This window comes from Actinoalloteichus sp. GBA129-24 (assembly GCF_001941645.1).
GTDB lineage: Bacteria > Actinomycetota > Actinomycetes > Mycobacteriales > Pseudonocardiaceae > Actinoalloteichus_A > Actinoalloteichus_A fjordicus.
Window position 1 is genome coordinate 5,387,873 of record NZ_CP016077.1, and the last position, 13,375, is coordinate 5,401,247.

Consider the following 13,375-nt stretch of genomic DNA (forward strand, 5'->3'; position numbering starts at 1 on the left):
CGCCGCGTTGGCCTGAACTGATCTTCTGATCTCGGCTGGGCTCGGACGGGTCAATTCGCCCCTCGTCTCGCACTGACGTCCTCCCGACTTCAGTCTCCCTCCGCGTTCACCGAGAGCTCGTGCCCGTTCCAGGTGAAGCGCGCGGTGGTGACGGCGTCGTCGTCACCGTCACCGGTGATCAGCTGATGAATGGCGATCCCACCGAGCTCCGGGTAGGTGCACCACTCGTGGTCCGAGGTGAGCATGAGATCCAGATCGAGTGCCGACAACAGCGCGAACACCTGGCCCCGGTTGGTGCTGTCGACGCCGACGAACACCTCGTCGAGCAGGATGACCCTCGGTGCCTGCGGAACGACCTGGTAGTGCGCGGCGACGGCGGCGAACAACGGCAGGTGCAACGCGATCGCCTTCTCCCCGCCGGACAGGGCACCGTGCAGCTTCTTGGTGAGCAGCTGCCAGCCCGTCCCGTTGGCCCGGTCCACTTTGACCACGAAGCGGTGCCAGGACGTGTAGTCGAAGACCCTCGCGAGCTGCTGCTCCCAGCTCGCCGAGGTGTCCTCGGTCTTGGCCTGCTCGACGCGCTCCCGGAAGAACCGGTGCAGTGAGTCCCTGTCGGCGTCGGTGAGCCGAACCGGGTCCTTGAGCAGCAGGTCGCGGGCAGCTCTCGTGCCTGGCGGCAGATCGGGTGCCACCTCCCAGACCAGGCGCACCGCCACCCGGGACGCGGTGCGGACGCGCTCCAGCCGGGCGTTCATCCCGTCGACCAGCTCGGTCGCCTGGCGAATGCGGGCGGCGAGATGACGCCGGGTGTCGCCGGTGAGGGTCTGATCAAAGAGCTCACGTTCTCGCTCGGTGATCTCGGCTCGGCTGCGCTCGGCGTCCGCACGCAGGATGCCGAGCAGCTCCGCCGCACCGACCCGGACGCCGTCCGCCACTGCGGTGAGCACGACGACGTCCTCATCGGCCTCCAGATCGAGATCGGCTCTGGCGCTGAGGGCACTGCGGCTCTGATGAACGGACTCCGACAACAACTGCTGAGCGTCGCCGAGGTTCTTCGGCGCATGCGGCAGGTTCGGCCAGGCAGCGGCGATGAGCCGGGCAGCGTCCAGGGCTGCACGGACGCCTTCGGACGCGCCCAGGGTCGCGGTGAACCTCGGCAGGTCGTCGATCCCGCTGTCGGCGGTGAAGACCCCGGTTGCCAGGTGTCGGAACCGGTGGACGGCCGCATCGCGGGTGGCCGACGCGGCGACGCGGGCGTTCTCGTCGGTGGTGCGCTTCGTGTCGAGTTCGCCGAGTCGTCTGGCCTGTTGCTTGATCTTCGTGCCGTTCGACGCCAGCTCGGTGCGCAGCGCGCCCAGTCTGTGGCGCAGCCGGTCGAGTTCGGCGAGAATCTCGCCGTAGTCGGCGCCGATGGTGCTCTCGACCGCCTCCAGCCTGGCAACGAGACGCAGCCGCTTCTCCTCGGCCTCGGCCGCCTCGGCCTCGCGTTGCTCGGCGATCTCCCTGGATCGCTCAGCCTGCGTGGTCAGTCCTCGTGCCTCCGACCGTGCCGACGTGAGGTCTCCGACGCCGTCCAGCCAGTTCTCGGCCGTATCCCGGAAGGCGTCGACGGCGTCCGACAGCGCCTCGAGCGCGGCGACGGCGGTCGGCAGGCCGTGCCGAGCAGCCAGCCCGGTCAGGACAGCCAAGGCGCGCGACACGTCCTTGGCCCGTTCGGAGACCTCCTGCTTCCTGTCTCCGACCATGGTGTCGGCGGCGGCCACCTCGGCGACGGTCCGGGTCAAGGCGGCGGCGGCCTCGGTCAGCTCGCGATGATCGGGCCGGGCGGCTCGTTCTGCCGTGATCACCTCACGGCGGGTGTGCAGCGCGGTCAGCTGGACGTCGAAGGCAGTGATGGCGCCGTCGAGTTCCTCGATCTCCGCCGTCAGCTCGTCGATCCGAAGCCGCCTGGCTCGCTCGCGGGCCTGCGCACCGATGTAAGTCGGGTGCTGCTGATGCCAACTGCCTTCAAGGCTCCCCAGTCGCCAACGCCCGTCAGCCCCGATCGCAGCAGGGTGGCCCGGCGGGAGCGACTCGCCGTAGGCGACGGCCGCAAGCAGACGATGCACGGCCTCGACGGGAACGTCGGTGTCGGCCTCGACCACCAGCACGTCGGCCAGCGACCGGCCGGGGGCAGGCGGCACCCCTGCCGACCGGGCGAAGACATCGTGCCCGACCTCGACCGAGTCGACGACGGCATCATGCCCGGCCACCGAGCCGGTCGGGCTCACCCAGGCATCCAGCAGACCCGACGCCCGCAACGCGGCCTCGATCGGTGCGTGGGCGGCCTCCGGTGTCGTGGCCGCGAAGTCGATCAGCCTCCAGAACGGTGCCCCGATCATGGCAGCACGGTCGGCGGTACGGGTGAACGGCGGATCAGGCGGCAGATCCTGTTCGGCGCCCAGGCGCCGGACCTCGTCGGTCACGACGTCGCGTCGATCCAGGACGGCGGTCCGCGCGGCCTCGGCCGTCGTCTCCTGCCTGGTGATCTCGTGCAGCACCTCTGCGGCCACCGCGTCGACGAAGGCCAGCAACGCAGGTTCCGATTCGGTCAGCGCCAGCACGGCGTGCGGATCAGGGAAGGCGAGCTCACGGCAGCTGGCGGCCCAGCCGATCAGGCGTTCCTCCAGTCGTGTGAGCGCCGTCTCGTGCCCCTCGACCGCCGTCTCGTGACGGGTGCGCGCCTCGGCCAGCCCCGTGTTCGCCTTCTCCAGATCGTCCTCGGCTCGCCTGCGAAGATCGACGGCCTGGCCGTGACCACCGAGTGCCTGTCGTACCTCGGAAATCTGCTCACGTCGACTGTTCACGGCTGCCCGCAGCAGCGTCCGGGAGCGCGCTGCATCGACGTCCGCCAAGCCGCCGATCTCACCGTGCACACTGGTCAGGCCCGCCCGGTTCGCCGCGTGCAGTGCCTCGGTCGCCCTGGCCAGGACCGTGTTCTCGTGCTGCGTACAGATCTTCTCCGCAGCACGCACGTCTCCGGCGTCGTTGTCCGAGGTCGTGCGCTTCTGCCGTGCGTCTTCGCTGATCTTCTTCGCCGTCTCGGCTGCCTCGGCGCTCTGCTCGCGTAGCCGGTCGAGTGCTCGGCCCTGCTGGAACTCCTCGCTCTCCTTGATCCCGGTAACCCGCTCCTCACTGTCGGCGATGTCCGTCCGGAGTGTCTCAGCGCCTGCCTCCGCGTCCTGCTGCGCCGCGAGCACCCGGTCGTATTCCTCGGCCGACTCGCGGGCGGTCCTGGTGAGAGTGGTCAACTCCGAGGTCGAGGAGATCACCACGGCCGCCGAGGCTCGCAGCACTCGCTGGGCGTAGGCGCGTTGCCGATTGGCGAGCAGCCGGGTGGCCCGCACCTCCTCGTCCAGCGTGACCAGCCGCTCCCGCTGACGATCGAGCCGTTCGAAGCCCTCCGCGAGATCGGCGATCTCCTGCTGCCCCAGGGGTGGCAGTGCGCGGGACAACAGGACCGACAGCAGGGACGGATCGAGCCGCTGAGACAGCTTCGGCGTGCGCAGCTGGAGGAGCGCGAGGATCAGGGCGTCGTATCGCTGCTCACTGAGAGTGGGAAACAGAGCGGAGCGGACAGCGGCACGGTAGTCACGTGCGTTGTCGTGCAGCGTGCCTGCGGCGCCGAGCCGTTCCTCTAGCGCACTCCGGGTCAGCGGCTGTCCGGACTCGGTCACCAGGTCGAGGCCGTCAGAGAAGCCGATGCGCTGCTCAGTGGTGAAGAAGTCAGGGTGCACGGTGCTCGTATGGCTGCTGGCCTGCAGGCGAGCACCACAGGTGAACCATCGATCGGGGTCACCGGGGAACTGGAACTCCAGCCAGACGTATCCCACCCGCGTCGTGCCCGACGCGCCCTCACCCATCAGATTCCAGTGCATGGTGCGCTCGCCGGTGCCGAAGGTGGACAACCGGTTGGCTCGCAGGCTCGCGTCGAACAGGAAGGGCAGCAGCAGCTCCAGCGCCTTGGACTTGCCGCTGCCGTTCTGACCGCGTAGCAGCAGCTTGCCGTGATGGAACTCGAACACCTCGTCGTAGTATCGCCAGACGTTGAGGATGCCTGCCCGGGAAGGCGTCCACCTTGGCGACTGTTCCGGCGGTGTCGGGGCGGAGTGGCGAGACAGTTCGGTCACGGTCACGACGACGTCTCCTCGGGCGCAGCAGGGGCGTACCGGGTTGCGGTGTCTTCGGTGTCCATAGTGTCGAAGAGGGTCCAGGGCGCAGCGGACTCCTCTGCGATGCGCCCGACGGCGGCCTCGCCAGGGGACGACTCGACATCAGTCAGGCCGACGCTCATAGTGTGGCGGCCATGGGCAGTACCGACGGGGACGGTGGGACGGTCACCGGCCATGGCATCGGTGGTCCTGGTCGCGCCGACGGCGTAACGCCTGGCAGCGGGCAGCAGATGGACCACGCCGCCCACGACGCGGACCAGCCCGAATCCGGCGAGCACATCGGTTGCGTCGGCCACCAGTCGTCTCGTCCCGTCCTCGCCGCGATGGCTCTTGGCCCACTGGGGAAACCGAGCCAGCAACGCCGAGGCCGCCACTTCCAGTTGATCCACGGTGATCGAGCCGGTACCACTCTGAATACCGTCCAGTAGCAGAAGCGCGGCGACCTTGGCAGTGCTCGCATCGTCCGGGAAACGGCTGTCGGTGGCAATTCCGTCCGGATCGACGAGCAGCACTCCCTCTGCGCGCTGTTCCAGGACGAATCCGCCCTGCTCGGCAGCCCGGCGAAGCAGTTGTCTGCCGGTCGGGGAGGACAAGTAGGCGCGTTCGTCGGCGGACAGCTCTGCCAGATACAGCACAGGGTCGTCGACCAGCCTGCGAAAGATCGAGTGGCGCAGCCACAGATTTCGTTGGTTCTCGGACGCGGAGCCCTCCGTCTCACCGGACTCCCCCGCCGCTCCATACCGCCGTTCGCGTGAGACGAGCGACAACAGCTCCGGGAAACGCGGGCCCACCTCGTCCGTCGGCATCGCGATCCGGGACGGGCCGGTGGGGGCGGCCGACAACCGCAGCAGCAGCGTCGAGTCGATCCGATAGAGGACCTTGGCCGAGGCCGAGTCCACGAAGGAGTCGGTGGTGCCGTCGATGACGTCGAGCACGCCGTAGGACTCGAGCAGCCGCAGCACGTCGACGAAGGCCATCCGCTCGCCGCGGCTCGCCGCGTCGAATCCGTCGAGCACCGGATCGGCTGCCGTGGCACGACTCACCTCGTCTGCCAGCAGCCCGATGGTGGTGACGGGCACTGACAGTAGTTCGGCCGCCACCACGCACAACAGAACGTAACGCCGCCGGTCGAACGGCGCCCTGCCGGACCGCAACCGCCGGGCGGGACGGTCGCCGCTCGTGGCGACCCCGACCTTGACCAGCCGGGCATAGCCCAGCCGGGGTTCGAGGATCACCGACCAGCCGCAGTAGTAGTCGAACCACTTCCTGATCGGCTCGCGCCTGCGCCGGAGGATGTCGAAGGACTCCGGTGCATTTCGTTCGCTGATCAGCGGAGTGGCCAACAGCAGCCGGATGCCGCGTGCGACCTCTTCCTTCTCGGCGATCACCAACTGGTTCGCGAGGCTGCTCATCGGGCACCCCCGCTGACGCGACCGACCGAGCGGACGCCGACGGCCCTGATCTCGATCTCGTAGTCCGGGCCGTCGAATCGCCCGTGTCCGGTGGTCAGCCGAGCGGCTGCCCGATCGGTCGGCGGGTACAGCACCATCTCGATCCGCCCGTCGGCGGTGCTGCTTCGCCGCACACCGGAGCGGTCAGGGCTCGCCGCCAGTGCCCGGCCGAGCAATTCCAGCAGGCGCTCGAACACCGTGTGATCGAGGTGACCGAAGCTCGAGAGCCGAACGATGCCTCCCGTGTCGAGCATGTCCCACGCCGCCTCGAGTTCAGCACGCTCCGCCGCCGCCCGGCGGGCCCGGACAGCACGGACGGCAGAGACGTCGCGCACTCGACCGGTTCGGCTGAAGCGCTCGGTGCGACCCGCCGTACGCAGTAGCAGCGACACCTCGACCGGGGGCGATTCTGCCCACGACGCCGAGGATCCGACGAGTTCGGGATCAGCATGCGTCAGGTGGGCATGACGAGACGAGCTCAGCCCGAACACCGTCGAGAAGAGGCGGTGCAGATCGGTCTGCTCTGGCAGCACGGTGAACCACCGGGCCAACTCCCGGAAGTCGGCCACCGCGCTACTGGCGCGTCTGCGCGATTCGGTGATCCGATCGAGCACCTGAAGCAACGTGATGACGGCCCTGCGGGCTACCTGGCGCAGTTCGTCCACCCGAGGCGGGGCATCGTCGACCGGCAGAAACCAGGCCCGCAGGCCCTCCCAGCGAGCCCGGCGCCGCTCCAGCCACGCCGGGCCGGGATCGGCCCCGGAGAGCCTGGGCAGATCGGCGCCGAGCAGAGCTCGCTGGTGAAGCAGGCTGACGCCGTGTGCCTCCAGTCGCCGGAGATGTCCGGCAATGGCGTGCGCGCGGTGGTCCAGGTTGGTGAGGAACTCTTCGAGATAGGCGACGGTCGATGCCTTGACCTCGTGGAAGGTCTCCAGATCAGTGCCGTCGACCCGCAACAGGCGTTGAAGTTCCCCGTTGAACGCCCTGGTGTTCGAGCGCAGGGCCTCCAGATGGGCCTCCAACTCGGTCAGAGTGGAGAAGACCCGCCGATCCGAGCCCGTGCCGCTGTCCAGCTCGGCAACGAGATCGCCGAGCCGATCGGAGATCGCGTCGAGCACGGCGGTCTGCAAGGCGCCGGCGGCCACCAGCACACCCATCGCATGGACGACGCCTGCTAAGGCCGCCTCGCCTTGGCGGGTGAGGGAGTACTGCAGGTTTCGCCGTTCGTAGTCACCCGCACTCTGATAGTTCTGCACGTGGTTCTGGCTGACGTCTAGGAGGTTCCAGGATCGGAGTTGATCCAGTGCCGAGGTCAGATCTCCGTCCTCGAGCGCGTCGAGCCAGCCGATCGATCGGAGGCGATCACGCACGTCATCGATGCCCAGCGCCGTCACCAGCCGTTCATTGGCCTCACCGAAGGCGTGAAGCATCGACACGTAGAGACCGGCTCGGTCTCCGCTGGTGAACCGGAACATCTCCGGTGGGACGCGGATCGGTTCCATACGACCTCCCGCACACACGGTGAGCAGACAGCGAACACGGTAGGCGATGCCTCGGACACGCTTCGACCACCCCGCTCTTCAATTCGCAGGGCGTGTGACCGACCCAGGCGTATCAACCCGGGGCCAGATGCACACGAGGCGACGCATCTGGCGCTGTGGTGTCGACCGAACGACCTGCCGCGCAGCCCGCTTCTCTGTGACAGCAGGTAACGACAGCACCGACCGGAAGCGTCCGGCGTGCATGTCGTTTCGGGATGCAACCGGCGGGGTCGCGCTCAGAGGCCGTGATGCCGAGCGAGTTCATCGAGAAGGACAGGGGCCGTTCGTTCCTCGGAGACCGTCTTACCGACACGGCGCAGATGTTCGCCCAGGTCGTCGTCCCATGGCGCGGGGGTCACCCTGCCCACCGGCGGCCCGTCATCTACCGATTCCAGGTAATCGGCGCTGGTCATCCGCCACGGTCGAGCCCCGGTTCTGGCGATGACGTGCGCGGCGATGCGCAGTCCCTCGCCGTCCAGATCACCGTGATAGCTCAGCCGGGTGCCCGCCGCCGTAAGCGTGCGCAGCAGCAGGATTCCTGCGCTGCTGGGCCACCCCGAGGTGACCACCATCGGCGGACAGTCCATTCCGAACCGGGTGATCGCCAACGCGAGCACGCTCGGGTTCTCGAAGATCCAGGCCTCGGCGGGCCCGACCGCCCAGTCCGCCGCTCTGATCTGGGCGAGGGTGAGGGCGGCCACGTGACCGGCATCGGCGCAGGACCGCAGGATTCGGCTCGCCACGTCATCGCCCGCGGGCCGGAATCCGGCCGCGAGCACGACCGAGGACAACTCGTCATCGGCGATCCCGGCCCGTTCCCAGAGCGCCCGCCGCTCGGCCGCGTCAGCAGGAGGCTCGACGTCGTAGATCGCGGCCAACGCACGCAGAACCAAGCCCGCAGTTCGTGTCCCGTCGTCCAGCGCGTGGGTATGCCGCAGCACAGTCTCGGCGAAGACCGGGCGCGGGACTCCGGGTGCAGGCAGTTCCGCGAGGACACGCAGCACCTGGGCGAGAATCTCCCTCGTCCGATCGGTCGAGCCCGCTATGAGCCCGGACCGCCGCACCGTCGCCGCCCAGTCTGCCAATGCGGGCTGCGCGACGACGGTCGGATGATCTTTCAGCCACGTCCAGACCTCGGCCCTCTCGGATGCAGCCCGCTGCCGATCGCCTGCCTTGTCCCCCACCGGACCGACAAGTTCTGTCACGACTTCATGGACGCTCGCGCCGACGGCGTCTCTGAGCAGCGTGTCGAGCAGTGGCAGAGAGACGGTCGTGTACTCAGCAGGCAGCCGAGTCATGCCCAGCAGGTCAGCCAGCGCGTTCCGCTGCGCGTCGTCCAGAGGGCCCACCCGAACCCGGCTCACCGAGCGCCCCGACGACAGTCGATCGTGCAACGCACGCCATAACGGCGCCAGCTCAGGCGACAGTCTGGAACGGGCCCCCACGATCACAGCAGTGTAGGCGGCCCGGCGACCACCGATTCGAAGGTACGGCCCACAGTGAGCATGGTCGCGCGCCGTCCCGCCCCCCGGGTCACGAGGCCGGGCCGACCTCGCCTGACGGAACGCAGTGATCCCGCTGCACGCGTGTCCGACAGGCCCGCAGCGAATTCGCCGAGATCCCGGCCGCGCGACCCTGGTACGAACTGCGCCTGCCGCCGCCCGGTACGCGGCGGGCCCGCCCACCGCCACGGTGACCGGACCCCGTCCCCGCCGATCGCCGTATCCGCTCACCGGCGTCCCGATCCTCCTTCGCGCCGACGTAGCCGAGCGATTCCCGACGGGGGCCGCAGCCTTGCGGGGCCCGCTGGGGCGTCCTCAGCGGTCCACCAGACCACTCTCGTAGGCGAGCACGACGAGCTGCGCCCGGTCGCGGGCATCGAGTTTGGTGATCAGCCTGCTGACGTAGGTGCGGGCGGTGGCCGGGCTGATGAACAAGACCTCCGCGATCTCCTGATTGTTCAGCCCGCGTCCGATCCTCGCGAGGACCTCACGCTCCCGAGCCGACAGGCTCGCGACGAGTTCTGGGCGGCCCCGCCGCCTGCCGACGGCCGCGGCGCGCATGACCTTCGCGGTGATCGACGGCGACAGCAGGGACTCGCCTGCCGCGACGCCGCGCACCGCGTGGCGCAGCTCCGCCGGTCCGATGTCCTTGAGCAGGTATCCGGCGGCACCCGCCCTGATCGCGGCGAACACGTTCTCGTCCTCGTCGAAGGTGGTGAGGATGAGCACCCTGACGTCGTCGAGCGTCGCGTCGTCGACGATCAGCCGGGTCGCCTCGATGCCGTCGAGACGGGGCATCCTGACATCCATCAGCACGACGTCGGGCCGATGCTCGCGGACGAGTGGCACGGCAACCGCGCCGTCCGCCGCCTCGGCCACCACCGTGATGTCGCCGTCTCGCTCGACCAGCGCACGCAGACCCGAGCGCAGCAGCGGCTCGTCCTCGGCGATGACGACGCGAATCACGACGGCCTCCCGAGCGGCGGTCGGGCAGGCGGCGGTCCGGCCAGCGGAAACGTCGCCTCGACGAGGAGGCCCTCTGCCTGCGGCCGCACGGTCACCGTGCCGCCCAACAGCGCGGCCCGCTCCCGCATCCCGGCGATGCCTCGACCCGACGGCTGCTCCCCGCCGTCGCCGCCGAACCGCGTCCCCCGCCTGCCGTCGTCCTGAACGCGCAGGCGGAGTGTGTCGTCCTCGATCCTGGTCAGGACGATGACACCGGTCGCGTCGGCATGTCTGATCACGTTGGTCACGGCCTCCTGCACGATGCGATGGACTGTGGCGGCGACGGTGGCGGGCACCCGCGGGGGCTCGGCGATCAGCTCGGCCGTCACCTCGAGGCCTGCCTGACGCGCGCTGTCCAGGATGTCCTCGATGCCCGCGAGCCTCAGCGGCGCGCGGGCATCGTCCTCGTGGGCTCCCGGCGCGCGGAGCATGGCGACCGTCGAGCGCAGCTCGCGCAGGGATCGCGACGTCGCGTCGGTGACGTTGCCGAGCGACCGCATCGCGGCGTCCTCGTCCACGCCGATCGCCTCGCGGGCGACGTTGGCGTGGACGGACACGACCGTCAGTGCATGGCCGACCGTGTCGTGCAGATCGCGCGCGACTCGGAGCCGCTCCTCCTGCATGCGCTGTTCGGCCTGATCCCTGGCGTGTTCGCGTTCGAGGTGGACGATCCGCCGCTGCTGTTCCCGAAGCTGTCTGCGGCTGCGGACGGTGACGGCCAAGGCGATCGAGCAGCCGACGAGCGCTGCGTTGGTGAGCAGGTCGTAGGCGAGGACCTGCGCGGGCTCGTTCTCGGGAGCGATTCGGAAGAACCCGGACACGCCGAGCAGGACGAGGCCCGCGCCGATCGCCCAGCGCAACTGCCCGCTCTCGGCCGCGAAGTAGAGCGCGGCGACGGCGGGCACGGCCATGCCGATCGGCGGGTAGTCCAGGATGTAGTAACCGAAGATCGCCGCCAGCGTCGTCAGCAGCACCGCGACCGGCGCGTGGCGACGGGCGAGCAGTACCGCGCCGAGACCGCAGGCGAACAGGTACGCCCCGGCGTCCGCAGCCCCGCCCGGCGTGCCGATCGCGACGAGGAGCGAGAGCACGACGGCCTGCCCGACGGCGGTGAGGACGAGCAGGACCCACGCCGGGACCTCGTCGCTCTCCTCGCTCTCAGCTCGCCGCATTCCACCCCGTTCGCCCGTCTCCGCCGAGCGCCTCGGCGGAGACGGCAGTCATCGTGACACGTCCGCCGTCGCGGACGGGAGTAGCCGGGAGGCGACATCCGGAGTCGCCTCCCGACGTACGGGGACGCTCGGCGAGATGACGATTCTGGACCGACGCGACGGACCGCCCGGCCGCCATAGCGTTCCCGGCATGTCGAACTCACCGGCGTCGCAGGCAGGCTTGCCCCGGACTCGCGCCCTCAACTGGCCGCTGATCATCGGTCTCGCCGCCATCGCGCTCATCAGGCCGCTGTTCGGCCTGGTCGGCCTGATGGACCTGTTCGGAAGGCCCGCGACGCCGATCCTGCTGTTCGCCGGGATCTCGATCGCGTGGATTCTGCTCGTCGGGCTCACCGGGGTTGCTCGACCGGTGCTCACGCTCGTCCTCGCAGGCCTGATCTATGCCCTCGTCTCGATGGTGGTGGCCGGAGATCCGTTCAGCGGCGCGGTCGCCGCGCCCGTCGCGCTGCTCGGAATCCTGCTCACCGACATCGTCTGGGGTGCGGTGTGCGGTGTACTCGCCGCCGCCCTGCAACGCGTCAGGCGGGCCGGGTGAGCCGCCCGAGCCGCCGAGGCAGACTCCGCGTCCCGACATGTCACGAGCCTGCGCCGTCGGTCACCGCCGAGGCCCGTAGGCAGGCCTGCACCCCGCACGAGACTGGAGTTCCCTGCTGATGCCGTCGAGAAGAGCCTTCCTGACCACCGGCGGCGCCGCCGTCGCGGCCCTGGTGCTGCCGACCGCGCTCGGCGGGTGCAGCGGCAACGGCCTGTTCGTCCGCGGCGGCAACAACAGCAGCGAGAACAGCGCGGGAACCCTGCTCCGCAGCGAGGCGCCGCTGCCCGAGCCCTTCCAGGTCCCGCTGCCGATCCTGCCGGTGTTGGAGCCGGTGCGCGGCGAGGACGGCACCGACCACTACGAGATCGTGCAGCGCGCGGAGCGGATGGAGATCCTGCCAGGACTGTCGACGGAGATCTGGGGCTACAACGGTCTCTTCCCCGGCCCCACCATCGTCTCTCGTCGCGGGCGGCGCACCGTGGTGACTCATCGCAACGAGCTAACGGTGCCGGTGGTGGTCCACCTGCACGGCGGCCGGACCGCGCCGGAGCACGACGGCTACCCCACCGACCTGATCCTCCCGATGGGGGGAGATCACTCAGCGCACCAGCAGCACGCCGGGGCGAGCGTCGTCGGCAGCCGGGACTACGTCTACGAGCTGGACCAGCCCGCCGCGACCCTGTGGTACCACGACCATCGGATGGACTTCACCGGCCCGCAGGTCTATCGGGGTCTGGCGGGCTTTCATCTGATCCGCGACGACGAGGAGGAGGCGCTGCCCCTGCCGCGCGGCGAGCGGGAGGTGCCCCTGATGATCGCCGATCGCTCCTTCGCCTCGGACGGGGCGTTCCAGTATCCCTCGGTCGATCCCAGCCTCAACGGAACGCCGGGAGTCACCGCCGAATACATGAGCGGTGTGCTCGGGGACTGCATCCTGGTCAACGGCGCGCCGTGGCCGGTGCTGGCGGTGTCCGACACGAGATACCGGTTCCGCATCCTCAACGCATCCAATGCCCGCCGGTACCGACTGCGATTGGAAGGCGGCGGACCCTTCGTGCAGATCGGCAGCGACCTGGGGCTGCTGGCCGAACCGACGGCACACGAGGCGATCGACATCGCCCAGGCCGAGCGGTTCGACGTGATCATCGACTTCTCCGGGCACGACGTCGGCGACGAGATCACCATGGTCAACGATCACGGCCGCGACGGCACGGACCTGGTGATGCGCTTCGTCGTGACGCGGCGGGAATCGGACGACAGCGCCATCCCGGATCAGCTCGTGGAGCTGGAACGTCTGTCCGAAGAGGACGTGGTCGCGGAGCGACAGTTCGTCTTCGCCAGGGGCGGCGCCGAGGCACACGGCATGACCTTGTGGACGGTGAACGGCGAGCCGTTCAGCACGGACGCCATCGCGGCGCGGCCGAGGCTGAGCACCGTCGAGCGATGGACCATCCGCGCGTTGAACGTCGAACATCCCTTCCACATTCACCTCGCGCCGTTCCAGGTCCTCAACACCGGCGGGAAGGACGACGCGGGCCCCTACAACCAGGGGTGGAAGGACACCGTCAATCTCGACAACGGCGGGCAGGCCGAACTGCTCATCCGGTTCGACGGCTACCGAGGCAGGTACGTCCTGCACTGTCACAACCTCGAGCACGAGGACATGATGATGATGGCCAACTTCGAGGTCGTCTGATCCGGTTGGTCCGCCAGTCGTCGCGCCCCGGCCGACGCTCGCCCCGCCCGGCCCGCAGTCGAAGGGCAGACCGGGCCGAGGGACGGATCGTCGATACCCCGAGGCGGGCCGCCGGCGCTGCGCGCGCCTGCGGCTGTCGATGTTCACGCCTGCCCCGACCGGAGCCCGGCTCTGGCGACGCGAGCCGCCCCGCACCGAGTCT

General features: G+C 69.4%; 7 protein-coding genes and 1 pseudogene. 2 read left to right on the forward strand and 6 right to left on the reverse strand.

Features of this window, described 5'->3' with window-relative positions:
* Positions 1-89: 89 nt before the first annotated feature.
* The 6 genes and pseudogenes from UA75_RS22955 to UA75_RS22980 all read right to left on the reverse strand — a co-directional run bounded on the left by UA75_RS22955 (position 90) and on the right by UA75_RS22980 (position 10,882).
* Positions 90-4,175 carry a TIGR02680 family protein gene (locus UA75_RS22955; RefSeq protein WP_075742025.1) on the reverse strand — a complete coding sequence of 1,362 codons (4,086 nt, stop codon included), beginning with the start codon at positions 4,173-4,175 and terminating at the stop codon, positions 90-92.
* Between the two features lie 224 nt (positions 4,176-4,399).
* Positions 4,400-5,623 (reverse strand): annotated as a pseudogene (locus UA75_RS22960) (TIGR02678 family protein); the annotation flags it as partial.
* Positions 5,620-7,164, reverse strand: coding sequence for a TIGR02677 family protein (locus UA75_RS22965; RefSeq protein ID WP_075742026.1), 1,545 nt, complete (start codon positions 7,162-7,164; stop codon positions 5,620-5,622). The gene UA75_RS22965 and the pseudogene UA75_RS22960, both read right to left, overlap by 4 nt.
* A 275-nt stretch (positions 7,165-7,439) precedes the next feature.
* The gene (locus UA75_RS22970; RefSeq protein WP_075744108.1) at positions 7,440-8,648 is read right to left on the reverse strand and encodes a TIGR02679 family protein; all 1,209 of its coding nucleotides are present in this window, start codon (positions 8,646-8,648) and stop codon (positions 7,440-7,442) included.
* A gap of 372 nt (positions 8,649-9,020) precedes the next feature.
* Positions 9,021-9,671 carry a response regulator gene (locus tag UA75_RS22975; protein ID WP_075742027.1) on the reverse strand — a complete coding sequence of 217 codons (651 nt, stop codon included), beginning with the start codon at positions 9,669-9,671 and terminating at the stop codon, positions 9,021-9,023.
* The gene (locus tag UA75_RS22980) at positions 9,668-10,882 is read right to left on the reverse strand and encodes a sensor histidine kinase (protein ID WP_075742028.1); all 1,215 of its coding nucleotides are present in this window, start codon (positions 10,880-10,882) and stop codon (positions 9,668-9,670) included. The genes UA75_RS22975 and UA75_RS22980 overlap by 4 nt, the downstream gene beginning before the upstream one ends.
* A gap of 190 nt (positions 10,883-11,072) precedes the next feature.
* Here UA75_RS22980 and UA75_RS22985 point away from each other — a divergent pair, with 190 nt between their 5' ends.
* Together UA75_RS22985 and UA75_RS22990 are read left to right on the forward strand one after the other, a co-directional pair.
* Entirely contained in the window at positions 11,073-11,477 is a 405-nt protein-coding gene (locus UA75_RS22985; protein ID WP_075742029.1) for a hypothetical protein, read from the forward strand.
* A gap of 118 nt (positions 11,478-11,595) precedes the next feature.
* Entirely contained in the window at positions 11,596-13,173 is a 1,578-nt protein-coding gene (locus UA75_RS22990) for a multicopper oxidase family protein (RefSeq protein ID WP_075742030.1), read from the forward strand.
* Positions 13,174-13,375: the final 202 nt, after the last annotated feature.